The following is a 24,308-nucleotide window of genomic DNA, read 5'->3' as shown; positions in this document are numbered from 1 at the left end:
CACCTTCGGAAATCGTTCGGCGGGAATCTGAACGACTGGACCATAAGCAGGCCCCGTGCCGCTGTCAATTTTCGATTTCCTCTCCGGCGCTATTGCGACCGAACGAAATATATGCCCCTCCACGGGATTTGCGTGGTGGAGAATTCTGTGCCCTCGGGAAATTCGACAGAGAGGGGTGTGGCGCATGAAGAAAACGCCCCCTCCTGCGCTGCGGCGAGCGCGAGAGGGGGCGTTTTCGTGTGGGGATTCAGGCAGGGGAGCCTAGGCGCCGCCCACCACCGGGTAGTGGTCGGACAGGTTGGTGTACGTATAGCGGGTGCCCCAGCTGGAGACGGTCCAGGGCGCGCTCTGCTCCAGGACCACGTGGTTCGTCCAGGTCGCCGGGCGGGCGTGGCCGGCGCGGAAGAGGACGTAGTCGAGGTCCTCGCGGGGGTCGTCGGGGTAGCGGTCGCGGGCGATCGAGTTCTGCTCCGTGTCGAAGGAGTAGGGGTGACCGGTGCGGGCGTCCGCGCCGACCAAGCCGGCGTCGGCGAGCATGGTGGCGTACTCGGGCGTGCGCGAGTCCACGTTCAGGTCGCCCGTGACGATCACCTGCTCACCCGCCGGGATGTTCTTGGCGTCGAGGAAGGCGTCGATGTTCTTGAACTGCCGGCTGCGCATCTGCGCCGCCTCGCCCGCCGAGCAGCCAGGGTCCGTCGACTGGGCGTGCGTGCCGACGACGTGGGCCCTGGTGCCGTTGACGTCGAGCACGGCGTAGACGAATCCCTTGTTCGAGTACCAGTCGGCACCGCAGGCGTCCTTGTACACGTACTGCTCCTTGCGCACGATCGGCCACTTGCTCAGCAGCGTCACGCCGCCGTCCTCCGGCGTCGTGGCCGAGTAGGCGCCGCCCGTGGCGTCCCAGCCCGAGGTCGAGCGGCCGACGATCGGCGTCTGGTACGGGTACTGGGCGGCCGCCTTCGCCTTCAGGGCGTCGGAGGAGGAGTTGTCGAAGGCCTCCTGGAGCACGACGACGTCGTTGCCCTGGAAGAAGGAGGTCTGGGGGATGGCGGCGGCCCGGTGGTCCTGGCCCCAGTTCGGGTAGAGGCTCTTGGAGAACAGGAACACGTTGTACGTGAGGACCTTCAGTGCCGGGGTCGCGGCGGTCCCGGATTCGGCGGCCGAGGCGGCGGGCGCCGTCGCGGTCAGGGTGGCCGCGGCGAGCGCGACGGAGAGGGCTGCGCCGGGGATGCGGCGGAGCGCGGCGAACGGCACTGTGAACTCCCAAGGAAGAGTGGGGGGTTGGACCGGGCGCCGCACATCAAATCAGGCGTGGTTACCTTCCGGTAGCCATTGGATGCCGCGAATCTTGCGCGGCTCGCACAAACACGCCAACTCTCCGCCCGTCGCCCGCCATCTGCCTGAATTGCGACGATTGCGACCAGGTAGGATGCGCGCATGACCCTCGCGCAGAACTCGCAGATCTTCCCTACTGACCTGGGCCCGCTCAACCCCGTCTGGGCCGAGCTCATCCTGGGTGCCGTTCTCTTCGGCCTCACCTTCCTCATCCTGGCCAAGGGAATCCTGCCGAAGATCAACCGCACGCTCGCCGAGCGTGAGGACGCCATCGACGGCGGCACCGAGCGTGCCGACGACCTGCGCTCCGAGGCCGCCGCCATCCGCGCCCAGTACGAGGCCGAGCTCGCCGAGGCCCGCCACGACGCCGCCCGCATCCGCGCCCAGGCCACCGAGGAGGGCGCCGCCGCCATCGCCGCCGCCCGCGCCGAGGGCGTGCGCGAGCGCGAGGCCATCCTCGCCTCCGGCCACGAGCAGATCGCCGTCGAGCGCGAGGCCGCCGAGCGTGACCTCGCCGGTGACGTCGACGCCTGGGCCCGTGCCCTGGCCGGCCGCATCGTCGGCGAGCCGGTCGGCGCCGAGCGCTCCTGACGCACCGCGCACCCACCCGTACGGGGCCGCGCCCCGGGCCATCACGCCCGGGCCGCGGCCCCGCGTCGTATCCGCGCCCGGTCCGGCACCGCCGCCCGGCGCCTTGCCCGCCGAGCCGGGCCCCGGCAGCCTGAGTAGAGACGACCGCGTGAGGAAGTACGCCCCGATGCCCCGCCAGCAGCCCCCGACCCCCGACACCCCGCCGACGGCCACGCCCCCGGCCGGCACGATGCCGACGGGTGCGACGCCGACGGCTCCGGCCCCGAGCGACGCGGCTCTGGCCCACGAGCCTCGTACCGGCCCGGCCCCGACCGGCCCGGCGCGGGCCGGTGAGCCGCGGACCGGCGTGGTCCCGAGCGGTGCGGCTCGGAGCGGTGCGGATCCGACCGATGAGCCTCGTACCGCCCGGCCCCGACCGGCCCGGCGCGGGCCGGTGAGCCGCGGACCGACGTGACCCCGGGCGACCGGATCCCCGGCCACGTCGTTCCCGCCGACCAGCCTCGCACCGATCCGGGCCCCACCGGCCCCGCTCCGCGCGACGCGGTTCAGGCCGACGACGCCCGGACCTCGTCCGCCGGTCCCGAGCGGTCGGGGCTACGGTCCTCGGGGCGGGCGGAGCCCGTGCCGCCGCCCGTCGGGGGCGCCCTGTGGACCCTCGCCGGAGACGTCCGCGCCCTGCTGATGCTGCCCGCCGCCCTCACCCTGCAGGTCGCGCACCCCGCCGTCGGCGCCGGCGTCGACGACCACTCCGTCTTCCGCACCGACCCCTGGGGCCGCGGCGAGCGGTCCCTGCGTTCGCTCCAGCTGTGGATCTACGGCGGCGAGGCGGCCGCCGAGGAGGGCCGCAGGCTCCGCGCGCTCCACAAGGGCATCCAGGGCACCGACACCCGCGGCCGCCGCTACCACGCCCTCACCCCCGCCAACTACGCCTGGGTCCACGCCACCGGCTTCCCCGTCTACCACCACGGCCTGCGCTACCTCTTCCGCCCCCTCACCGCCGCCCAGGAACGGCAGCTCTACGCCGAGTGGCTCGAGGTCGGCAGGGTGCTCGGCATCCACGACCGGGACATGCCCGGGACGATCGAGGAGTTCTGGCCGTACTACCGCCGCGTCCTCGACGAGGAGCTGGAGGCCACCGCCGTCGTCCGCGAGCTGGTCGCCACCGATGTGCCCGTGCCCGCACCGGACCGGGGCCCGCTGCCCGTACGGCTCGCCCTCAAGGCGCTGTGGCCGGTGCTGCGGCGCCCGTTCCTGCGGGCCCGCGCCTTCCTCACCGTCGGGCTCATGCCTCCGGACGCCCGCGCCGCGCTGGGTCTTCGGTGGACCGAGGAGCAGGAACGGCGGCTGCGCCGCTTCACCCGGGTCGTACGCATCGTGGTGCCGGTGCTCCCCGAGCGGCTGCGCTACCTGCCGCTCGCCCGGCAGGCCCGCCGGGCGGCCCGGGGCGGCGCTGCGGCGGCCCGTCCCGGGCGATGACGTCCGCGTACCGGCGGCCACGGTCCGTCGGCGTACGGCGGCCCGTCGGAAAGTCGACGGGGACGAGCTCGAAGCGCTTCCCGTAGCCGTAGGGCCCGGAGGAAGTGACTCCGCGGGTCCGCCCGTCGGCGAGCGGCCGCCGTGCCGCCGCCGGATGGGCGCGGAGGTGTGCGACGCGCGCAGGGGTCGTGGACGGAACGCCCGCAGATGCCGCACGGCACGAGGGCCCGGCCGGACGGCCCCCGTCCCCGCGGCGCCGGAGCCCGGGGGAGGGCGACCCGGGAGAGCGACGGATCACGTGGCGGGGTGCCGGCGCCGAATCGTCCTGGTGCCCGGATGCCGGTGCAGGCCACGCCCCGCGGCCGGTGCGGGAGTCGGTGCGGGTGCCGGTGCCGGTGCGTTCCGGTCCTGGTGCGGCGTGGGCCGTTTCGCAGGAGCCGATCCCGCCGCCCGGCCCCTCCTCCGCGCCCGCCCGGTGACGGCCCCGCGCCTGCCCTGTCACGGCCCCGCGCCCGCCCGGCCCCTACTCCGCGCCCGCCCGGTCACGGCCCCTCCGCTCGCGGCCCGCTCGGTCACGGTCCGCTCGACGGCTGCCCCTCTTGCGGCTGCCCCTCCTGTGGCTGCCCCTCCTGTGGCTGCCCGCCCTGCGGTGGCCGCACCCGCGGCGCCCCGCTCCCCGGCGGCCCGCCCGCCAAGGAGGTCAGGTAGTCGTCGAGGAGCGCGACCTGGCGTTCGGGCGGGAAGGCGGCGGGGTCGAAGAGCGCCTGGACCACCAGGCCGAGGGTGAAGGCCTGCGCGCCGGCCGCGAGGCGGGCCGGGTCGCCGGGCGGCAGTTCGCCGGTCTCCTGGGCGGCCGCGACCAGTTGGGCGAGCCGGTCCCGGCTGCGTGCGTACCGGCCCGCGTGGCCCTCGCTCAGGGCGGGGTCCGCGAGCGCGGTGTCCCAGGAGGAGACCCAGATGCGGTTGCTCGCCGTGGCCTCGGCGGTCAGCGGCAGGATGTCGAGCAGGGCGGCCCGCACGGCGGCCAGGCCCTGGCCGGCGGAGCGGCGCGGGCGGGCGGCGGTGCGCTCGTCGAGCAGGTCGAGGGCGTGGGCGACCAGATCGCGTTTGGCCGGAAAGTAGTGGGTCAACAGGCCCGTCGTGGCGCCCAGTTCGGCGGCGACGGCGCGCAGCGTGAGGCCGTCGAAGCCGTGTGCGGCGAGGACGCGCCAGACCGCTTCGGACACCTCGCGGCGCCGGGCCTCGTGGTCGCCCTTGGTACGTGGCATGCTGCTACCGTAATAGTCATAACGCTTGTTGTGTGAATGGGGTCCCCATGTTCTCCCTCCCGTTGCGGGACGACGCAGAGCTCCGGCCGCTCGAGACCTGGCACGCCGAGGAGTTCGCCGCCCATCTGGACCGGGCCCGCGAGCACATCCGGCCGTGGGTCGGGCAGGGCTTCGTCACCACCGGTCTCGAAGGGGCCCGCGGCACCCTCGTGCGCTACGGCGAGCGCCGGGCCGCCGACGGCGGCGGGCTCTTCGGGATCTGGCGGAAGGGCACGCTGGTCGGCGGCGTCATGTTCACCGGCTTCGACGCCGCCGGAGGCACCTGCGAGCTCGGCTGCTGGCTGGAGCCCGCGGCCGAGGGGCACGGTCTCGTCACCGGTGCCTGCGAGGTCCTCCTCGACTGGGCCCTCGTCGAGCGCGGGCTGCACCGTGCCGAATGGCTCTGCCGGGCCGGCAACGACCGCAGTGCCGCGGTCGCCGAGCGGCTCGGCATGACCCTCGAAGGGGTACGACGCGAGGTGTGGCCCTACGACGGGGTCCGCCACGACCAGCAGCTGTGGGCGGTCCTCGCCCGCGAATGGCGCGACCGCCGCGCGGACACCACCCGCTGACGGAAGCGGCGCCCCCGTACCGCCCGACCGCGGTCCGAGGGCGCCACCCGGCGCGCCGGCGTGCGTCAGTGCGCGCCGTGCCCGTGCCCGTCCCCGGTGGAGTGCCCGGACTCCGGCCCGCGCCCGCCGTCGCGGTCCTCGTGGTCGTGGATCGTGTTCGTCTCCGCGATCTTCTTCCACGACTTCGGCTGCACCGGCTTCGCCGGCTTCGCGACCGCCGTCGAACCCGTCGAACCGGCCGAAGCCGCCGGGCCCGCCGTCCGCGCGCCCGGCGCTGCCGCGATCCCGGCCTCCGTCGCCGTCGGGGCGGACGGCTTCACCGGCTGGTAGAGCCAGGTGTCGAACAGCGCCGTGAGCGGCTTGCCCGAGACCCGCTCCGCGTACCCCACGAAGTCGGCCACCGAGGCGTTGCCGTAGGCGTGCTCCTGCGGCCACCCCTTGAGGATCGCGAAGAAGTCCTCGTCGCCTATCTCGTTGCGCAGCGCCTGGAGGGCGAGCGCGCCCCGGTCGTACACGGCGATGTGGAACTGGTCCTCGGCGCCCGGGTCGCCCGGCTTCACCGTCCAGAACGGGTCGTCCGCCGCCCGTGTCTGGTACACGTAGTCGGCGATCTCCTGGGCCGTGCCCTCGCCCTCCTTCTCCGACCACAGCCACTGGCTGTAGCGGGCGAAGCCCTCGTTGACCCAGATGTCCTTCCAGTCGGCCACGGACACGCTGTCGCCGTACCACTGGTGGGCCAGCTCGTGCACGACGACCGACACGTTCGCGCCGTTCGCGAACTGCCGCGGGCTGTAGAACGGCCTGGTCTGCGTCTCCAGGGCGTAGCCGCTGGTCACGTTGGGCACGTAACCGCCCAGCGAGTTGAAGGGGTACGGTCCGAAGACCGACTCCAGCCACTCGGCGACCTCGACGGTCCGCTCGATCGACGCGCGCGCCGAGCCCGCGTTGTCGCCGAGATCCTTGCTGTACGCGTTGAGGACCGGCAGGCCGGCCGCCGTCTTGTCCGTGGTGATGTCGAACTTGCCGACCGCCAGCGTGGCCAGATATGTCGCCTGCGGCTTGTTGGAGCGCCAGTTGTAGCGGGTCCAGCCGAGGCGCGAGGACGTGGACTGCAGCACGCCGTTGCTGATCGCCTGGGTGCCGTCCGGCACCAGGACCGAGACGTCGAAGGTGGCCTTGTCCAGCGGGTGGTCGTTCGACGGGAACCACCAGACGGCCGAGTCCGGCTCCTGGGCCGCGACGCCGCCGTCCGGGGTGCGGTGCCAGGCGGTCCAGCCGCCGATCTTCAGCTCGGACGGCTTGCCCGCGTAACGGACCACGACCGTCACGGACTTGTTCTTCTCCAGCGGGACGGCCGGGGTGACCTCCAGCTCGTGGTCGCCGCCGGCCCTGAACTTCGCGACCCGGCCGTTCACCCGCACCTCGCCGGCCTTGAGGCCCAGGTCCAGGTTGAAGCGCGACAGGTTCTGCGTGGTGGTGGCGACGATCGTCGCCGTGCCCTCCAGCAGGTCCGTCGCCGGCTGGTACTTCAGCCGCAGGTCGTAGTGCGAGACGTCGTAGCCGCCGTTGCCGCTGTTCGGGTAGTAGGAGTCGCCGATGCCCGGCGCGCCCGGCTTGAAGTCGGCCGCCGATGCCGGGATCGCCAGCAGCAGGGAGGCCGCGAGGGCGCTCGGAACGATGAGTCTGCGGTGCACAGGTGCTCCCCAAGTCGTGAGAATCGCGAAGACGCACGGGTGGTCGTCGGTCGGTCCTTGGCGACACTATTCAGCGCTCCGACACCCCGTCACGTCCAGAGCACCGCCTGTCACATGATCGCCATTCGGCCGACACGAACCACGCGTACCGCTCGCCCGTCGAGGCGCTCTTTTGCGCGGGAGGCGACCGGAGTACGTTCCGCCCATGCCGATACCTGTGCCGGTACGTGTGCGGAGAAGCCGCGGAGCCCGTTCGTCGCGCAGCCCCCTGGCCGCCCTCGCGGCGGCCGCCCTCACCACCGCCCTCACCGCGGTCCTGATCAGCCCTCAGGGGGCCCTGGCAGCGGGGCCGCCGTCGGTCCCCGAGTCGCGGCCGGTGACCGTCCCCGGGTCGCGGCCGCCGTCGGTCCCCGGGTCGCGGCCGGTGAGCGTCCCCGAGTCCCGGCCGGTGTACTCGTACGCCGACGCCGTCCGCGAGTCCGTCTGGGTCGACACCGGACTCGACGCGGACGCCGACGGCCGCCCCGATCGCGTCGCCGCCGACATCGTCCGCCCCCGCGAGCCCGCCGCGGCCGGCCGCCGGATCCCCGTCATCATGGACGCCAGCCCGTACTACGCCTGCTGCGGACGCGGCAACGAGGGACAGAAGAAGACCTATGACGCCGACGGAGACCCGGTCGGCTTCCCGCTCTTCTACGACAACTACTTCGTGCCGCGCGGCTACGCCTTCGTCGCCGTCGACCTCGCCGGCACCAGCCGCTCCGACGGCTGCGACGACGTCGGAGGACGCTCCGACGTCCAGTCCGCCAAGGCCGTCGTCGACTGGCTGAACGGCCGCGCCCCCGCCTACACCACCCGCACCGGAGACCGGCCCGCCCGCGCCGACTGGTCCACCGGCGACGTCGGCATGATCGGCAAGAGCTGGGACGGCACCGTCGCCAACGGAGTCGCCGCCACCGGCGTCGAGGGGCTGCGCACCATCGTCCCGATCGGCGCGATCTCGTCCTGGTACGACTACTTCCACTCCCAGGGCGCCCCGCTCTACGACGCCAACCCGACCTGGCTCTCCGACTACGTCAACAGCCCGGAGGCCAGGGCCCGTTGCGGGGCCGTACAGGAACGCATCGCCGCCGCCACCCCGTACAGCGGCGACTGGACCCCCGCCTGGAGCGAGCGCGACCACGTCGCCGACGCCGGAAAGGTGAGGGCCAGCGTCTTCGTCGTGCACGGACAGCAGGACCTCAACGTCCGCGCCCACCACTTCGGCCGCTGGTGGGACGCCCTCGCCGCCCACGGCGTCGAGCGCAAGATCTGGCTCTCCCAGACCGGACACGTCGACCCCTTCGACTTCCGCCGCGCCGACTGGGTGCGCACCCTGCACCGCTGGTTCGACCACTACCTCCTCGGTCACGACAACGGCATCGACCGCGAACCGATGGCCGACATCGAACGCGCCCCGGACCGCTGGACCACTGACCGCAGCTGGCCGCCGCGCGGCACCGCACCCACCGTGCTCCGCCCCGCGCCCGGCGCCGCCCCCGGAACCGGCACCCTCGGCCGTAATCCCGCCGCGCCCGGCAGCACCGAGACCTTCACCGACGACCCGGCCCTGGACGAGCTCGACTGGGCCGCCGACGCCGACCGCTCCACCCCCGCCAAGGTCTCCTTCACCACCCGGCCCCTCACTCGTGACCTGCGGATCTCCGGCGCCTCGACCGTCACCGTCACGGCCACGCCGACCACCGCCACCGCCCATCTGACCGCCGTCCTGGTCGACCTCGGCCCCGACACCATCCGCGCCTACCACCAGCCCGGCGAAGGCATCACCACCCTCGCCGAACGCACCTGCTGGGGCGCGAGCACCGACGGCGACAGCGCCTGCTACAAGGAGACGAGGGCACGCACCGCGGACGTCGCCCACACCGTCGTCAGCCGCGGCTGGGCCGACCTCGGCACCTGGGCGGACCCCCGCAGGGGCCGGCCGCTCACCCCCGGACGGGCGTACACGATCACCCTGAACCTCGCCGCCGCCGACCACGTCGTCCCCGCGGGACACCGGCTCGCCCTGATCGTCGCCGGCACCGACAAGGGCCTGCTCGACCCTCCGTCGACCCGGCCCACCCTCACCCTCGACCTGGCCCGCACCCGGGCCGCCGTCCCCCTGTTCGGTGGGCCGGTGGCCTTCCACCGCGCCACCGCCGGGCCCGGCCCGACCGGTGACCTTCCGCCCGGCGCGGACGTTCAGCACCGTGTCGCCCCGACCGGCGCCGCCGCGCCCGCGCGCACCGGCGCCCCGATCCCCGGTGAGGCCCGATGACCCGCACCCTCCGCCGCCCCCGGCGCGCCCTCCTGGCGGCGGCGGGCGCCGCCGCCCTCGGCCTGTCGCTGCTCGCCGCCCCCACCGAGGCCGCCGGCAGCGCGGCCGAGCCGCCCGCGCCGCGCACCGGCTTCGAGACCAGCGGCGGCGCCCGGTGGACCACCGAGGCCGAGGAGACGGCCTTCCTCGCCGCCGTCGACCGGGGCAGCGCACGCCTGACGGTCCGCACCGTCGCCACCACGGCGCAGGGGCGCCCGCTGCGCCTCGCCACCGTCGGCACCGGCCCGACCACCGTGCTCCTGATCTGCTCCCAGCACGGCGACGAGCCCGCGGGCCGCGAAGCCTGTCTGACCACCCTGCGCGACCTCGCCCGGGCCCGGGACCACACCACCCGGAGCTTTTTGGCCCGCACCACGGTCCTCGTCGTCCCCACCGCCAACCCCGACGGCCGGGAGGCGAACACGCGCGGCAACAGCGACGGCATCGACGTCAACCGCGACCACCTCGCCCTGCGCACCGCCGAAAGCCGCGCGCTGGCCGCGCTCGTCCGCGACCGGCGGCCCGAGCTGATCTACGACCTCCACGAGTACGGCGCCACCCCGCCGTACTACGACAAGGACCTCCTCGCCCTCTGGCCGCGCAACCTCAACACCGACCCGCGCGTCCACGACGAGTCCCACACCCTCTCCGAGGCGTACGTACGGCCCGCCGCCGGACGCGCCGGCTACGACAGCGGCATCTACGGCATCTGGACCGACCCCCTCACCGGCAAGCCGGTCCGCCAGGTCGCGGGCGACGGCCAGGAACGCATCCTGCGCAACACCGCCGGCATCAAGCACGCCGTCGGGCTGCTCGTCGAGACCCGCGAGGACGCCCTGGACCCGGCCGAGCAGAAGGACCCGTCCCTCAGCCACCGGCGCCGGGTCGCCACCCAACTGGCCGCCCTCCAAGGGGCCTTCGCCTATCTCGACGAGCACCGGGGCCGGCTCGTGGCCGCCACCGCCCGGGCCCGCCACGCCGGCTTCGCCGACCAGGGCCCCGTGTTCCTCGGCGGCGCCGACAACGACCCGGCCGAACCCTCCGAGATCCTCCAGGACCCGCCCTGCGCCTATTGGCTGACGGGTGCTCAGTACGCGGATACGGGCGACGAGCTGGATCTGCACGGCATCGTCGTGCGCCGGGACGGCGACGGGGTCCTTGTGCCGCTGCGGCAGTCCCAACGGGCCCTCGTGGCCCTGCTGCTGGACCCGCGGGCGGCGTACGGGATCACGCGGGGAGAGCCTGTGGAGAGGTGTTGAGGACCTGGTGACCGGCGTCGGCGTGGTCCAGAACCAAGATCGTTCCGGGTTATGGTTACCCACCGGTACTGACCATGCCTGACGGGCCGTCATGGCCCGACACCTGGAGTGACTCATGACGAACGCGATGCCGCTGCGCCGCACCCTCACGGCTCTCGCCGCCACGACGCTGCTGGCCGGGGGCCTGCTGCTCGGCCAGGCCGTGACCGCCCCGCCGGCCCAGGCAGCCGGCAAGACGGGCACCTGCCACGTCGAGGACATGCGCAAGCAGTCCCGCCAGCTGCGCGACAAGGCCGCCCAGCTGAAGCGCCTCGGCGCCACGGCGGAGGCCCGCCGGGTCCTCGCCACCGCCGACGCCCTCGACCGCCGCATCAAGGCCTGTATCGACGGCGACAACGAGGCGGCGAAGCCCTTCCCGCGCTAGGAACCCGCGGATCCGCGAAACCTGCGGATCCGCCCCGAGCGCCCGCCCGCCGGGCCCAGGCCCGCGGGGCGGGCGCTCGTCCCGGGGTCTGCTCGTCCCGGGGTCTGCTCGTCCCGGGGTCTGCTCGTCCCGGGGTCTGCTCGTCCCGGGGACCGCATGCCCCAGCCCGGTATGCCCCGCATGCCCCGGTCCCGCGAGCCGCCCCCGCCCCCCCCCGCAGACCAGCTCCGCCCGCCTCCGCCCTCGCCCCGCCCACCTCAGCCCCCGCAGACCAGCTCCGCCCGCCTCCGCCCTCGCCCCGCCCACCTCAGCCCCCGCAGACCAGCTCCGCCCGCCTCCGCCCTCGCAGGCCAAGCTCCGCCCGCCTCAGCCCCCGCAGACCAGCTCCGCCACCCGGTCCGCGCAGCCCCAGGCCACCGTGACGCCCGCCCCGCCGTGTCCGTAGTCGTGGACCAGCAGCCCGCCGCCCGGGAGGGGCTCCGTGTCGATGCGGACGCCGTCCGCGCGGGCCGGCCGCAGGCCCACCCGGTGGCCCAGGACCCGGGCCCGCGCGATCTCCGGCCTGACGCGGGCGCACCGCGCCACGATCGCCGCCGCCGTCGCCGCGTCCGGCTCGGTGCGCTCGTCGTCCTCCTCGGCCGTCCCGCCCAGGACCAGCCGCCCGGGCTGCGGAAAGAAGTACGTCGTCTCGCTGGACGCGCCGTCGGCCGCCGTGAACCAGGTGTCCACCCCCGGGTTCTCCACGAGCACCAGCTGCCCCCGCACCGCCCGCACCCCCGGGTCCGGCACCAGTTCCCGCGCGGCGAGCCCCGTGCAGTTCACCACCACCGGCGCCTCGGCCGCCGCCTCCCGCAGGCTCGCCACGGCCCCGTGCGCGACGACCCCGCCCGCCGCCTCGAACCGCTGCCGCAGCCACCCCAGGTGGACCGGCATGTCGATCAGCGGGAGCCGGGCCGCGAGCCCCGTCCCGTACGGCCCCGGCACCTCCTCCGGCGCCAGCTGCCGCAGCCCGCCCACCTGCCGCGCCCAGCCGCCGAGCCCCGCGAGGAGCGTGTCCGCGTGCACGCCGGGCACCAGGCGCACCCCCGTCGACGCCGGATCGGCGGCCAGCTCCTCGTAGACCCGCAGCGAGGCGAGCGCCCAGGCGCCGACCTCGGCGGCCGGCTCGATCCGGTACGGCCACCACAGCGCCCCCGCCACCGCCGAGGTCGTCCCGGCCGCCCCGTCCCGCGACCGGACCCGCACGCGCAGCCCCCGCTCCGCCAGCCGGATCGCGGCCGTCAGACCGGCCACCCCGCCCCCGACCACGACCGCGTCCACGACCCCGGCACCACCCATGCCCAGGACCGTACGGGATGCGGCCCCCGTCCGGGCCCTCACTTAGGATTCATCCCCTGATGACTGCCACCCTCGTCGCCAAGAACCTCGCCGCCGGCCACGGCGACCGTTCCCTCTTCTCCGGGCTCGACCTCGTCGTCGCCCCCGGGGACGTCATCGGCCTCGTCGGCGTCAACGGAGCCGGGAAGTCGACCCTGCTCCGGCTGCTCGCGGGCCTCGACACCCCCGAGGACGGAGAGCTGCGGCTCTCGCCGCCCACCGCCACCGTCGGCCACCTCCCGCAGGAGCCCGAGCGGCGCGAAGGGGAGACCGTCAGGGACTTCCTGGCCCGGCGCACCGGCGTCGCCGCGGCCCAGGCGGCCATGGACGAGGCCACCCAGGGACTCGTCGACGGCACCCCCGGCGCCGACGACGCGTACGCCGTCAGCCTGGAGCGCTGGCTCGACCTCGGCGGTGCCGACCTCGACGAGCGCGCCGAGGAGGTCGCCGCCACCCTCGGCCTCACCGTCGGCCTCGACCAGCCGATGACCTCCCTCTCGGGCGGCCAGGCCGCCCGCGCGGGACTCGCCTCGCTGCTGCTCTCCCGCTACGACGTCTTCCTCCTCGACGAGCCCACCAACGACCTCGACCTCGACGGCCTGGAACGCCTGGAGACCTTCGTCACGGGCCTGCGCGCCGGCACCGTCGTCATCAGCCACGACCGCGAGTTCCTCACCCGCACCGTCACCAAGGTCCTCGAACTCGACCTCGCCCAGCAGCAGATCACCCTCTACGGCGGCGGCTACCAGGCCTATCTGGAGGAGCGGGACACCGCCCGGCGGCACGCCCGCGAGGAGTACGAGGAGTACGCCGACAAGAGGGCCTCGCTCGAATCGCGCGCCCTCATGCAGCGCAACTGGATGGACAAGGGCGTCCGCAACGCCCGCCGCAAGGCCACCGACAACGACAAGATCGGCCGCAAGCTGCGCGGCGAGGCCAGCGAGAAGCAGGCCGCCAAGGCCCGCCAGACCCAGCGCATGATCGAACGCCTCGACGTCGTCGACGAGCCCCGCAAGGAGTGGGAGCTGCGCATGGAGATCGCCGCCGCGCCCCGCTCCGGCGCGGTGGTGGCCACCCTGCGCGAGGCCGAGGTCCGCCGCGGCGACTTCACCTTCGGGCCCGTCACCCTCCAGATCGACTGGGCCGACCGGGTCGCCATCACCGGCGCCAACGGGGCCGGCAAGTCCACCCTGCTCGCCGCCCTCCTCGGCCGCCTCCCGCTGGACGCGGGCGACGCCGCCCTCGGCCCCGGCGTCGTCGTCGGCGAAGTCGACCAGGCCCGTGGGCTCTTCCACGGCACGGAGCAGCTCCTCGACGCGTTCTGCGCCGCCGTCCCCGACACCGAGCCGGCCGAGGTCCGCACCCTGCTCGCCAAGTTCGGCCTCAAGGCCGACCACGTCCTCCGCCCCGCCACCACCCTGTCGCCGGGCGAACGCACCCGCGCCGCGCTCGCGCTCCTCCAGGGCCGCGGGGTGAACCTGCTCGTCCTCGACGAGCCGACCAACCACCTCGACCTGCCGGCCATCGAACAGCTGGAGTCCGCACTCGACTCCTACGACGGCACCCTGCTGCTCGTCACCCACGACCGCCGCATGCTCGACGCCGTCCGCACCACCCGGCGCATCGAGGTCGCCGACGGCAAGGTGACCGAGCTCTGATGACCGTCACCTTCGGGTGGGGGCCCGTGGAGGCGCGGGCCCTCGCCTCCGCGGCCGCCTGCGTGGTCGTCGTCGACGTCCTCTCCTTCACGACCTCCGTCGGCGTCGCCGTCGAGGGCGGCACCGCGGTGCACCCCTACCGCTGGCGGGACGCGAGCGCCGCGACGTACGCGAAGGAGCGGGACGCCGTCCTCGCCGTGGGCCGGAGCGAGGCCACCGGGGCGCACCCCTGGTCGCTCTCCCCGGCCGCGCTGCGCGCCGCGCCCGCGCCCTGGCCCGACCGGCTCGTCCTGCCGTCCCCGAACGGCTCCACCATCGCCGCCGAGGCCACGGCCGGCGGCGCGGCCGTCGTCGCCGTCTCCCTGCGCAACCCCACGGCAGCCGCCCGATGGCTCACGGAGCGCGGATTCGGCACCGCCGCACGGCCCCTCGCCGTCGTCGCCTCCGGCGAACGACGGCCCGACGGCTCCCTGCGGCCCGCCCTGGAGGACCTGCTCGGCGCGGGAGCGTTCCTGGCCGCACTGCGGGACCTCGCCCCGCACCCCTGCACCCCCGAGGCGACCGCGGCGGCCACGCTGTGGGACGCCACCGACGACCCGGTCGCCGCCTTGCACGGCTGCGAGTCGGGCCGTGAACTGTACGAGTACGGCTATCCGCAGGACGTGGAGGTGGCCGCCGAGATCGACGCGTCGACCGCCGTACCCGTCCTCGTGGACGGCGCATTCCAGGAGGCACCATGACCGACGACCGCGTGACCCGGCTCATCGAGATGCTGGACGACCTCGAAGCCGACGTCGACGAGACGATCGACCTCGCCGACGAGATCGCCGCGTCGGGCGACCAGGGGGCGCTGCCGCGCCTGGAGGCGGAACTCGGCCGCGCCGTCGCCGACCGCAACTCCTACGCCCGCGAACTCCTCGGCGGTGTCGTCGCCGCCCTCGGCGGTACGGAGAAGCTCCCCGTCCTCGTCCGCGCCTCCGCCGTCGACCTGGGCGACGACCAGGACGGCCTGGCCGCCGAGATCGTCGACCTGGTCCAGGCCGACCCGAAGACGGCCCAGCGGCTCCTCCACCCCCTGACCCAGGACGACGACCTGTCGATCGCGAACCGGGCGGACTGGGCGCTGCGCTTCGTGCCGTAGCCCTAGCCTTCGCCCGTGGCCGTGGCCGTAGCCGTGGCCGTCGCCCGTAGCCGTGGCCCTGTGATGTCGTGGCCCTGTGACTCCGTGGCCCTGGGGCCCCGTGGCCGGCGCCGGCAGGCGGTCGGCCCGCGCGACGGGGGGCGCATCGTGCCGCCCCCCGCCGGGCGGCACGGACTGCGCCGGGTGCGGCCGGTCCCTAGAATCGGGGTGGGGGCGTCACAGGACGGGACCGGCCATGGACCGCGACGAGATGATCCGGGTGTTCGAGACCCACCGGGCCGCCGAGGCCGCCCGGGACTACGACGCCATCCTCGCCACCTTCGTGGCGGACTGCTATCTGGAGACCGCCCCCCTCGGCCTGCGCAGCGAGGGCCGTGCCGCCGCCCGCGCCGCGTACCAGGGGTACTTCACCGCCTTCCCCGACCTGCGCCCCGACGACCAGGGGCGCGCCTTCGGGGACGACGTCATCGTCGTCTGGGGGATGCTGCGCGGGACCAGCGGCGGTGACTGGCTGGGCGTCCCGCCGGGTGGCGGCACCTTCGAGGTGCCCTTCGCGAACGTCGCCCCGTTCCGGGAGGGGCGCATGGCCGGCGAGACGATCTACTTCGACCTGGCCACCCTGTGCGAGCAGGCCGGCGTCGACCTCGCGGCGATCAGAACCGCGGCCGCGGCGCGGGCCCGCGGATGACGAGGGGCCCGGCCGCGCGGCCGGGCCCCTGGTGCGAGCGGCAGGTCAGCGCCCGCGCCGCTTGCCGCCGCCTTCGTTCAGGAGGCCCGCCTTGCGCAGGGCGTCCGCCATCGCGCTGTTCGCGGGGGCCGGGGCCGACTGTCCCCGGTTGCGGTCGCCACCGCCCCCGCCACCGCCGCCCGCGCGGCGCTGCTGCGGCGGACGCCCGCCCCGTTCGCGGCGCGGCGCCCGCTCGCCGCCGCCCGGCGCCTGGGAGGCGCCGGCCGCGGCCTCGTCGTCCAGGCGCAGCGTCAGCGAGATCCGCTTGCGGGGGATGTCGACGTCCAGGACCTTCACCCGCACCACGTCACCCGGCTTCACGACGTCCCGGGGGTCCTTGACGAAGTTCTTCGACATCGCCGAGACGTGCACGAGACCGTCCTGGTGGACGCCGATGTCGACGAACGCGCCGAACGCGGCCACGTTGGTGACGACCCCCTCCAGGACCATCCCGGCGGACAGGTCGGAGATCTTCTCGACGCCCTCCTTGAAGGTGGCCGTCTTGAACGCGGGCCGCGGGTCGCGGCCCGGCTTCTCCAGCTCCCTCAGGATGTCGGTGACCGTCGGCAGACCGAAGGTCTCGTCGACGAAGTCGTCCGCGCGCAGCGAGCGCAGCACCCCGGTGTTGCCGATCAGCGCGGCGACCTCGCCGCCGGTGGCCTTCACCATGCGGCGCACGACCGGGTACGCCTCCGGGTGCACCGCCGAGGCGTCCAGCGGGTCGTCGCCGCCGCGGATCCGCAGGAAGCCCGCGCACTGCTCGTACGCCTTCGGGCCGAGCCGGGGCACGTCCTTCAGGGCCCGGCGGGAGCGGAAGGGGCCGTTGGCGTCGCGGTGGGCCACGATGTTCTCGGCGAGGCCGGCACCGATGCCGGAGACCCGTGAGAGCAGCGGCGCGGAGGCCGTGTTGACGTCGACGCCGACGCCGTTCACGCAGTCCTCGACGACGGCGTCGAGGGAGCGGGAGAGCTTCACCTCGGACAGGTCGTGCTGGTACTGGCCGACGCCGATGGACTTCGGGTCGATCTTCACCAGCTCGGCGAGCGGGTCCTGGAGCCGGCGGGCGATCGACACCGCGCCGCGCAACGACACGTCCAGGTCCGGGAGTTCCTGCGAGGCGAAGGCGGAGGCGGAGTAGACCGAGGCGCCCGCCTCGGACACCATCACCTTGGTCAGCTTCAACTCGGGGTGCTTCGCGATGAGTTCACCGGCGAGCTTGTCGGTCTCTCGGGACGCGGTGCCGTTGCCGATGGCGACCAGCTCGACCGCGTGCTCCTTCGCGAGCCGGGCCAGCTTCGCCAGGGACTCGTCCCACCTGTTCGCCGGGACGTGCGGGTGGATCGTGTCGGTGGCCACGACCTTGCCGGTCGCGTCGACCACGGCCACCTTCACCCCCGTACGGAAACCGGGGTCGAGGCCCAGGGTGGCCCGCGTCCCGGCCGGGGCGGCGAGCAGCAGGTCGCGCAGGTTCGCGGCGAAGACCCGCACGGCCTCGTCCTCGGCGGCCGTGCGCAGCCGCAGCCGCAGGTCGATCCCGAGGTGGACCAGGATCCGGGTCCGCCAGGCCCAGCGGACCGTGTCCAGGAGCCACTTGTCGCCGGGGCGGCCGCGGTCGGCCACGCCGAAGCGGCGCGCCACGATCGGCTCGTAGGAGGAGGTGGCGGCGGGGCCGTCGGCCGGCTCCTCCGGCTCCAGCTCCAGGCTGAGCACGTCCTCCTTCTCGCCGCGCAGCATGGCGAGGATCCGGTGCGAGGGGAGCGCCGTGAACGGCTCGGCGAAGTCGAAGTAGTCGGCGAACTTCGCGCCCGCCTCCTCCTTGCCCTCCTTGACCCGGGCCACCAGCCGGCCCCGGCCCCACATGCGTTCGCGCAGCTCGCCGATCAGGTCGGCGTCCTCCGAGAACCGCTCGGCGAGGATGGCCCGCGCGCCCTCCAGGGCGGCCGCCGGGTCCGCGACGCCCTTGTCGGCGTCGACGAACGCGGCCGCGGCGGCGAGCGGCTCCACCGACGGATCGGCGAGCAGCCCGTCGGCCAGCGGCTCCAGACCGGCCTCGCGGGCGATCTGCGCCTTGGTCCGCCGCTTCGGCTTGAACGGCAGGTAGATGTCCTCGAGACGCGCCTTGGTGTCGGCGGCCCGGATCCGCGCCTCCAGCTCGGCCGTCAGCTTGCCCTGTTCGCGTACGGAGTCGAGGACGGCGGTCCGCCGGTCCTCCAGCTCGCGCAGGTACCGCAGCCGCTCCTCGAGGGCGCGCAGCTGCGCGTCGTCGAGCATCTCGGTCGCTTCCTTGCGGTAGCGAGCGATGAACGGCACCGTGGAACCGCCGTCGAGCAGTTCGACAGCAGCCTTCACCTGCCGCTCGCGTACGCCGAGCTCCTCGGCGATCCTTGCCTCGATGGACGTCGTCACGATGTCCCGACCCGCCTTCTCGTGCCTCAAGCTTGCGGATGCATTCTGCCGGGTCGCTCACCCGTACGCGGCAACCGACCCGCGTCTACCTCTTGGCGGTCAGGTCCGCCGGGAACGCTCCCGCGCCGACGGCCGTCACCAGGAAGCCCTTGGCCAGCCCGGCGAGCCGGGCCGTGCCCTCCGCGCCCAGGTGTTCGTACGGCGCGGCGTCCAGGCGGTCGGTCTCGTCCTCCAGGGCCTCGCGCAGCGCCGTGCCCGCCTCGGTGAGCTCGCCGTCCGCGTCGAGCAGCCCGCGCCCGCGCAGCCGCTCCACGGCCGCCTCCCAGTCGGCGCGCCGCCAGCCGCGGGTGCCCAGGACCCAGCGCGGAGCCATCCCCCGGCCGGTGGCGGTGTGGCTGGCCAGGGCCTCCACCGGGTCGAGCCCCGCGCTCAGCAGGGCCGCCAGGTGACCGTCCCCTCGGTGTTCGCGCAGCAGGGTCGTGGCGTGCCAGAGCCGCAGGTGCGGGGCGTCGGGCACCGGCAGGTCCGCGTTGCCGGCGTACAGCGGGCGGGCGTGCCGGGTGCACGCCTCGGCCGCGCGCAGGGCCAGCTCGGCGGCCTCGGCCATCTCGGCGGAGGCGAGGGCCTCCTCGCCGAGGAGCCGGCGCAGGGTGGCGTCCGCCGCCCGCAGCCGGGCGTCGAGGACGGCGGCGGGGGAGGCGGCTTCCCAGACGGCCGGCAGGTGCTGGGCGAGGAAGGCGTGGTTGTAGTTGTAGAAGGCCGCGGCGACCGTTCCGGGCCCCACGGCCCCGAGCGGCGCGCTGCGCGCGGCCAGCCGCGCGGCGCTCCGGTCCGTGACGCCGATCCGCTGGAACTCGGTGTCGAGGTCGGGCGAGAAGAACAGCGTCGCGTGCAGCATGTTCACCGGGTGGGCGCAGCGGCGGCCCGCGCGGGGCGGCAGGTTCGTCATGGAGCCGCACCTTACCTACTGGTCGGTACGTCGGGTATCCCCGGGGCGGCCGGAAGCCGCCCACCCCTCGCGCCGGAGCCCACCCGTGCCGGGCCCTCCGTCCGGACCCTGCCGCGCGGAGCCCGTGCCGGGCCCACCCGCGCGGAGCCCGTGCCGGAGCCCTGCCGCGCGGAGCCCTCCCGTGCCGGGCGCACCCGCGCGGAGCCCTCCGTCCGGTGCCCTCCCGTGCCGGGCCCTCCGTCCGGACCCCTGCCGCGCGGAGCCCGTGCCGGACGCACCCGTCCGGAGCCCTCCCGTCCGGAGCCCACCCGTGCCGGGCCCTCCCGTCCGGAGCCCTTCCGCGCCGTGCCCACCCGCGCGGAGCCCGTGCCGGAGCCCTGCCGCGCGGAGTCCTCCCGCGCCGGGCCCACCCGCGCGGAGCCGCGCGCCGACGGAGCCCTCCGTCCGGAGCCCCGCGTCGACGGCGCCCTTCTGCCTGTCCTCCCGCCCGGGCCCATGGCAGGAAAGGTGGGAAGCACGTCATTGCGGCCCTTCCCTCCGGCCGCCGAGGATGGGGCCCATGACGCAGCGACCCGTTCTCGTCGTCCTCTTCGACGGCGTGCAGAGCCTGGACGTCACCGGCCCCGTGGAGGTGTTCGCCGGTGCCGGACGCGCCGCCGGTGATCCGGCCGGGTACCCGATCCGAACCGCCTCCCTGGACGGCGGCCCGGTCCGCGCCTCCAGCGGACTGCGGCTGCTGCCCGACACCGCGCTCGTGGACGCCGTCGCCGACGGGCCCCCGCACACCCTGCTCGTCCCCGGCGGCGAGGGGACCCGCGCACCCGACCCGGCGCTCGTGGACTGGCTGCGCGTCCACGCCCCGCGGGCGGAGCGGCTCGTGTCGGTGTGCACCGGGGCGCTGTTGCTCGCGGAGGCGGGACTGCTCGACGGGCACCGCGCCACCACGCACTGGGTCGCCTGCGACCACCTCGCCCGCTGCTACCCGGAGGTCGACGTCGACCCGGACCCGATCTTCGTGCGGGACGGCCGGCTGTCCACCTCCGCCGGGGTGACCGCGGGCATCGACCTCGCGCTCGCCCTGGTCGAGGAGGACCTGGGCCGGGACGCGGCCCTCACCGTCGCCCGCCATCTGGTCGTCTTCCTGCGCAGGCCCGGAAACCAGGCGCAGTTCAGCGCCCAGCTGGCCGCGCAGACCGCCCGGCGCGAGCCGCTGCGGGACCTCCAGCAGTGGATCGCCGAGCACCCCGAGGCGGATCTGTCCGTCGAGGCCCTCGCCGCCTGCGCCCGGCTCTCGCCCCGGCACTTCGCGCGCGCCTTCCAGGCCGAGACCGGCACGACCCCGGGCCGCTACGTCGACCGCGTACGCCTCGAACACGCCCGCAGGCTCCTCGAGGAGTCCGTCCAGGGCGTCCAGGAGGTCGCCCGCGCCTGCGGATACGGCACGCCGGAGGCGATGCGCCGGGCCTTCGTCAAGGCGCTCGGCACCGCTCCGGCGGACTACCGGCGCCGCTTCCACGCACCCGTCAGCTGAAAGGGACCCCCGCCATGCAGATCGCCGTCCTGCTCTACCCCGGCTTCACCGCGCTCGACGCCGTCGGACCGTACGAGATCCTCGGCCGGCTGCCCGGAGCCGAGACCGTCCTCGTGGCCGGGGAGCCCGGCCCGGTCAGGAACGACCAGGGCAGCCTCGCGCTCGTCGCCGACCGGGCCCTGACCGACGTGCCGCGCCCGGACGTCGTCCTCGTCCCGGGCGGACCCGACTCGCGCCGGGCGATGAACGACCCGCAGACCCGGGCCTGGCTGCGCGCCGCCGACGAGACCAGCACCTGGACCACGTCCGTCTGCACCGGCTCCCTGATCCTGGGTGCCGCCGGTCTCCTGAAGGACCGCCGCGCCACCACCCACTGGCTCGCCCACGAGGAGCTGCGCGCCCTCGGCGCCGAACCGACCGGCGAGCGGGTCGTCTTCGACGGCAAGTACGTCACCGCGGCGGGCGTCTCCTCCGGCATCGACATGGCGCTGCACCTGTTCGGCCGGATCGCCGGTGACGAGGCCGCGCAGACGGTGCAGCTCCTCACCGAGTACGACCCGCAGCCCCCGTACGACGCGGGCTCGCCGGAGAAGGCCCCGGCGCACCTGGTCGCCAGGTGGCGTGGCGTCAGCACGGCCTCCCTGGCCACCGAGGGCTGAGCCCGGGCGGCCCCGGCGCGCTCAGCGCCCGTAGGTGAAGCGGGCCGCGCGGCCCTCCAGGAAGGCGGCGACCCCCTCCGCGGTGTCGCCGCTGCCCTGCGCCTGCTCGGCCCAGTGCCCGTCCCGGTCGGTGCGGCCGTCCGCGAACTCCTTGGCGGCGGCCTGGGTGAGCAGCGAGCGGGACACGAGGGTACGGGTGAACTCGGCGACCCGCTTGTCCAGTTCGCCCACCGGGTGCACCTCGTCGACGAGTCCGGTCCGCAGCGCCCGCTCGGTGTCGACGAACTCGCCGGAGAACAGCAGGAACTTGGCGGCCGAGGGGCCGACGAGGGCGGTCAGTCGGCGGGTCGAGGAGGCGGGATAGACGATGCCGAGCTTCGCCGGGGTGACCCCGAAGCGCGCGCCCTCCTCGGCGAACCGGAGGTCACAGGCGGCGGCGAGCTGGCTGCCGCCGCCGACGCAGAAGCCGCGGACGGCGGCGAGGGTGGGCTTGGGGAAGGCGGCGAGCGCCTCCTCGGCCCGGACCGCGAGCGCCTGCTGTTCGTCGCCCGGCTCACGCAGCGTCGAGATGTCGGCGCCGGCGCAGAAGGTCTCGCCCGCGCCGGTCAGCACCAGGGCGCGCACCGACGGGTCGGCGGCGAGCGGGGCGAGCAGCCCGGGCAGCGACCGCCACATGCCGGCGGTCATGGCGTTGCGCTTGGCGGGGTTGTCGATGACGACGGTGGCGACCTCGTCGGCGACGCTGACGGTCAGCTGCGGCTCCATGCGCGGGATGCTATCCGGGCCGCCGCTCCGTACGATCGGGTAGGGGGTGCGAGGAGGAGACGCCCATGGCCCGCAAGGACACGCCCCCGAAGGGGACGGCGGATCTCACGAGGGACGAGCTCGCCCGTGAGGGACGGAAGCTCAGCCGCAGTTTCGGCTGGCTGGCCGCCCTCGGCGTCCTGCTGGTGCTCGCCGGTGTCGTCGGTCTGGTCTACACCGGGGTCGCGACCCTGACCTCCATGCTGCTCTTCGGCTGGCTGCTGCTGATCGGCGGGGCCGTCGGCCTGCTGCACGCCATCGAGTCGCGCGGCAGCAACTACTTCTGGCTGGCGGTGGTGGTGGCCGCGCTGAACATCGCGGCGGGCCTGGTCGTCATCCGGCACCCGGAGGGCTCGGCCGAGGCGCTGACCATGTTCGCGGCCCTGCTCTTCCTGACGGGCGGGGTGTTCCGGCTGGTCGGGAGCGTGGTGGTGCGCGGACCGCAGTTCGGTTGGACCCTGCTGCAGGGCGCCTTCGGTCTGCTGCTCGGTCTGCTGGTGCTCTTCGACTGGCCGGACAGCAGCCGGTACGTCCTCGGGACCTTCTTCTCGCTCGCGCTGCTCTTCGACGGACTGGGCCTGATCGCGATGGGGGTGGGGGGCCGCCGTATCGTCAGTATGGTCACACCGGACGCCAATCTTCCGAAGTCGTCAGCGGAGGGTCAGGAGCAGTCGAACAACTGACGTTGGCATACTCACCCGATCAGAAGTCGATCGATAAGTGTCGATTTCTGGTCAGTATCCCGAGCCGCACCGGCGGATTCCCAAGACTCGACCCGTGGCGACAATCGAGCACGAGGGCGGGAGCCGGACTATGGAGAGCCGCGGGAGCGTCCCCGCCCGGCCACCGTCCTACGAAGGGGTCTGGCGCTTCACCGCTCCCGCGGTCGACGTCTCCGTGCCGCAGGCCCGGCACGCCGTCCGTGACCTCCTCATCAGGCAGAGCGTTCCGGTCCACGACGACACCGTCCAGGGACTGCTCCTCATCGTCTCCGAGCTGGTCACCAACGCGGTCAAGCACGCCGCGCTGCTCTCGCCGGAGATAGCGGTGGAGGTGGCGATCGGGGCGGAGTGGGTGCGGGTGTCCGTCGAGGACAACCACCCCTACCGGCCCAAGGCCCTGGAAGCGGACTGGGGTCAGACGGGCGGGCGCGGACTGCTGCTCGTCCGGGAGATCGCGCTGGAGTCCGGCGGCGCCTGCGACGTCGAGCACACCGCGAGCGGCGGCAAGATCATCTGGGCGGCGCTGCCGCTGAACCCGTTCGTCCCCGGCGGGGCGCCGCCCGGCCCGGTGGTGCCGGGCGCGATGCCGGGCCCCCTGCCCGGCCTCGGTACCGTCGCGGGCACCGGCACCGGGACCGTCGCGGGCACCGGCACCGCGCCCGGAGTCCCCGGAGTCACCAGCCCCCGGCCGGACCCGTCAGCTCCTTGATCGCCGGACGCGCCGCGTCGAGCACCGTCATGAACCAGGCGGAGAACGGCGCGGCCGCGTGGCGCTCGGTGAGCTCGGCCGCGGTCACGAAGGCGGTCTCCTCGACCTCCTCCGGATCCGGCCGCACGTCCGACTGCACCAGGCCGACGAAGAGGTGGTTGAACTCCTGCTCCACCAGGCCCGACGCCGGGTCCGGGTGGTTGTAGCGGACCGTCCCCGCCTCCGCGAGCAGCGAGGGCGAGACGCCCAGCTCCTCGAAGGTGCGCCGGGCGGCCGCCGCGAACGGCGCCTCGCCCGGGTAGGGGTGACCGCAGCAGGTGTTCGACCACACGCCGGGGGAGTGGTACTTGCCGAGCGCGCGCCGCTGGAGCAGCAGCCGCCCCGCCTCGTCGAAGAGGAAGACCGAGAAGGCACGGTGCAGCTGCCCGGGCGCCTGGTGCGCGGCGAGCTTCTCCGCCGTGCCGATCGTGACGCCGTCCTCGTCGACCAGTTCGAGCATGATCGGCGCCTCGGCCGCGACGGCCCGGCCGCCGTTCGAGGAGCTGTGGGCCGCGGGGGCTTGTGTGGTCGGCATACCCATCCTTCGCTTCGGTCCTCGCCCTGAGGGGCGA

Annotated in this window: 21 protein-coding genes and 1 pseudogene; 14 read left to right on the top strand and 8 right to left on the bottom strand. The window is 74.5% G+C overall.

Annotated elements, in window-relative coordinates; all coding sequences use genetic code 11:
- Positions 1-261: 261 nt before the first annotated feature.
- Positions 262-1,254, bottom strand: coding sequence for a sphingomyelin phosphodiesterase (gene sph, locus ABD954_RS04400; protein WP_345484424.1), 993 nt, complete (start codon positions 1,252-1,254; stop codon positions 262-264).
- A gap of 183 nt (positions 1,255-1,437) precedes the next feature.
- Here sph and ABD954_RS04395 point away from each other — a divergent pair, with 183 nt between their 5' ends.
- Together ABD954_RS04395 and ABD954_RS04390 are read left to right on the top strand one after the other, a co-directional pair.
- Positions 1,438-1,926 carry a F0F1 ATP synthase subunit B family protein gene (locus tag ABD954_RS04395; RefSeq protein ID WP_345484423.1) on the top strand — a complete coding sequence of 163 codons (489 nt, stop codon included), beginning with the start codon at positions 1,438-1,440 and terminating at the stop codon, positions 1,924-1,926.
- A gap of 621 nt (positions 1,927-2,547) precedes the next feature.
- Complete coding sequence (locus tag ABD954_RS04390; RefSeq protein ID WP_345484422.1) at positions 2,548-3,402, top strand: oxygenase MpaB family protein; 855 nt, start codon at positions 2,548-2,550, stop codon at positions 3,400-3,402.
- A gap of 572 nt (positions 3,403-3,974) precedes the next feature.
- Here the strand turns inward: ABD954_RS04390 and ABD954_RS04385 are convergent.
- A complete protein-coding gene (locus ABD954_RS04385; RefSeq protein WP_345484421.1) occupies positions 3,975-4,670 on the bottom strand; it encodes a TetR/AcrR family transcriptional regulator in 696 nt (231 codons plus the stop codon).
- 47 nt (positions 4,671-4,717) lie between these two features.
- On the opposite strand from ABD954_RS04385, the gene ABD954_RS04380 reads away from it, so the two are divergent.
- Entirely contained in the window at positions 4,718-5,281 is a 564-nt protein-coding gene (locus tag ABD954_RS04380) for a GNAT family N-acetyltransferase (RefSeq protein ID WP_345491956.1), read from the top strand.
- A 65-nt stretch (positions 5,282-5,346) separates the two neighbouring features.
- On the opposite strand, the gene ABD954_RS04375 is transcribed toward ABD954_RS04380, so the two are convergent.
- Positions 5,347-6,975, bottom strand: a complete 1,629-nt coding sequence (locus ABD954_RS04375; RefSeq protein ID WP_345484420.1) for a M1 family metallopeptidase — start codon at positions 6,973-6,975, stop codon at positions 5,347-5,349.
- 205 nt (positions 6,976-7,180) lie between these two features.
- On the opposite strand from ABD954_RS04375, the gene ABD954_RS04370 reads away from it, so the two are divergent.
- From ABD954_RS04370 to ABD954_RS04360, 3 genes are all read left to right on the top strand, one after another.
- Positions 7,181-9,292: a Xaa-Pro dipeptidyl-peptidase gene (locus ABD954_RS04370; RefSeq protein WP_345484419.1), complete on the top strand. Its 2,112-nt coding sequence runs from the start codon at positions 7,181-7,183 to the stop codon at positions 9,290-9,292.
- A complete protein-coding gene (locus ABD954_RS04365) occupies positions 9,289-10,590 on the top strand; it encodes a M14 family metallopeptidase (protein WP_345484418.1) in 1,302 nt (433 codons plus the stop codon). The genes ABD954_RS04370 and ABD954_RS04365 overlap by 4 nt, the downstream gene beginning before the upstream one ends.
- 115 nt (positions 10,591-10,705) lie before the next feature.
- Positions 10,706-11,014, top strand: a complete 309-nt coding sequence (locus tag ABD954_RS04360) for a hypothetical protein (protein WP_345484417.1) — start codon at positions 10,706-10,708, stop codon at positions 11,012-11,014.
- 366 nt (positions 11,015-11,380) lie between these two features.
- Here the strand turns inward: ABD954_RS04360 and ABD954_RS04355 are convergent, their stop codons facing one another.
- On the bottom strand, positions 11,381-12,352 hold the full coding sequence (locus ABD954_RS04355) for an NAD(P)/FAD-dependent oxidoreductase (protein ID WP_345484416.1): 972 nt from the start codon (positions 12,350-12,352) through the stop codon (positions 11,381-11,383).
- A gap of 59 nt (positions 12,353-12,411) precedes the next feature.
- On the opposite strand from ABD954_RS04355, the gene ABD954_RS04350 reads away from it, so the two are divergent.
- From ABD954_RS04350 to ABD954_RS04335, 4 genes are all read left to right on the top strand, one after another.
- Entirely contained in the window at positions 12,412-14,049 is a 1,638-nt protein-coding gene (locus ABD954_RS04350; RefSeq protein ID WP_345484415.1) for an ABC-F family ATP-binding cassette domain-containing protein, read from the top strand.
- The gene (locus ABD954_RS04345; RefSeq protein ID WP_345484414.1) at positions 14,049-14,789 is read left to right on the top strand and encodes a 2-phosphosulfolactate phosphatase; all 741 of its coding nucleotides are present in this window, start codon (positions 14,049-14,051) and stop codon (positions 14,787-14,789) included. The genes ABD954_RS04350 and ABD954_RS04345 overlap by 1 nt, the downstream gene beginning before the upstream one ends.
- Positions 14,786-15,190 carry a hypothetical protein gene (locus tag ABD954_RS04340; RefSeq protein WP_345484413.1) on the top strand — a complete coding sequence of 135 codons (405 nt, stop codon included), beginning with the start codon at positions 14,786-14,788 and terminating at the stop codon, positions 15,188-15,190. The genes ABD954_RS04345 and ABD954_RS04340 overlap by 4 nt, the downstream gene beginning before the upstream one ends.
- A gap of 235 nt (positions 15,191-15,425) precedes the next feature.
- On the top strand, positions 15,426-15,878 hold the full coding sequence (locus tag ABD954_RS04335; RefSeq protein WP_345484412.1) for an ester cyclase: 453 nt from the start codon (positions 15,426-15,428) through the stop codon (positions 15,876-15,878).
- Positions 15,879-15,923: 45 nt separating this feature from the next.
- Here the strand turns inward: ABD954_RS04335 and ABD954_RS04330 are convergent, their stop codons facing one another.
- Together ABD954_RS04330 and ABD954_RS04325 are read right to left on the bottom strand one after the other, a co-directional pair.
- Entirely contained in the window at positions 15,924-18,323 is a 2,400-nt protein-coding gene (locus ABD954_RS04330) for a Tex family protein (protein WP_345484411.1), read from the bottom strand.
- Positions 18,324-18,408: 85 nt separating this feature from the next.
- On the bottom strand, positions 18,409-19,272 hold the full coding sequence (locus tag ABD954_RS04325; RefSeq protein WP_345484410.1) for an SCO6745 family protein: 864 nt from the start codon (positions 19,270-19,272) through the stop codon (positions 18,409-18,411).
- Positions 19,273-19,831: 559 nt separating this feature from the next.
- On the opposite strand from ABD954_RS04325, the gene ABD954_RS04320 reads away from it, so the two are divergent.
- On the top strand, positions 19,832-20,803 hold the full coding sequence (locus tag ABD954_RS04320; RefSeq protein ID WP_345484409.1) for a GlxA family transcriptional regulator: 972 nt from the start codon (positions 19,832-19,834) through the stop codon (positions 20,801-20,803).
- Between the two features lie 14 nt (positions 20,804-20,817).
- Positions 20,818-21,462, top strand: a complete 645-nt coding sequence (locus tag ABD954_RS04315; protein WP_345484408.1) for a DJ-1/PfpI family protein — start codon at positions 20,818-20,820, stop codon at positions 21,460-21,462.
- Positions 21,463-21,483: 21 nt separating this feature from the next.
- On the opposite strand, the gene ABD954_RS04310 is transcribed toward ABD954_RS04315, so the two are convergent.
- Positions 21,484-22,227: an enoyl-CoA hydratase/isomerase family protein gene (locus ABD954_RS04310; RefSeq protein WP_345484407.1), complete on the bottom strand. Its 744-nt coding sequence runs from the start codon at positions 22,225-22,227 to the stop codon at positions 21,484-21,486.
- Positions 22,228-22,292: 65 nt separating this feature from the next.
- Between ABD954_RS04310 and ABD954_RS04305 the strand changes: the two genes are divergently transcribed.
- Together ABD954_RS04305 and ABD954_RS04300 are read left to right on the top strand one after the other, a co-directional pair.
- On the top strand, positions 22,293-22,949 hold the full coding sequence (locus ABD954_RS04305) for an HdeD family acid-resistance protein (RefSeq protein ID WP_345484406.1): 657 nt from the start codon (positions 22,293-22,295) through the stop codon (positions 22,947-22,949).
- 130 nt (positions 22,950-23,079) lie between these two features.
- Positions 23,080-23,526: pseudogene (locus tag ABD954_RS04300) on the top strand (ATP-binding protein); the annotation flags it as partial.
- A gap of 136 nt (positions 23,527-23,662) precedes the next feature.
- On the opposite strand, the gene idi reads toward ABD954_RS04300, so the two are convergent.
- Entirely contained in the window at positions 23,663-24,271 is a 609-nt protein-coding gene (gene idi / locus ABD954_RS04295) for an isopentenyl-diphosphate Delta-isomerase (RefSeq protein WP_345484405.1), read from the bottom strand.
- Between the last annotated feature and the right edge of the window lie 37 nt (positions 24,272-24,308).

The organism is Streptomyces roseoviridis (assembly GCF_039535235.1).
Lineage (GTDB): Bacteria > Actinomycetota > Actinomycetes > Streptomycetales > Streptomycetaceae > Streptomyces > Streptomyces roseoviridis.
The sequence above is the reverse complement of the archived record's forward strand: the minus strand, read 5'-3'. Positions and strand labels throughout refer to the sequence as shown.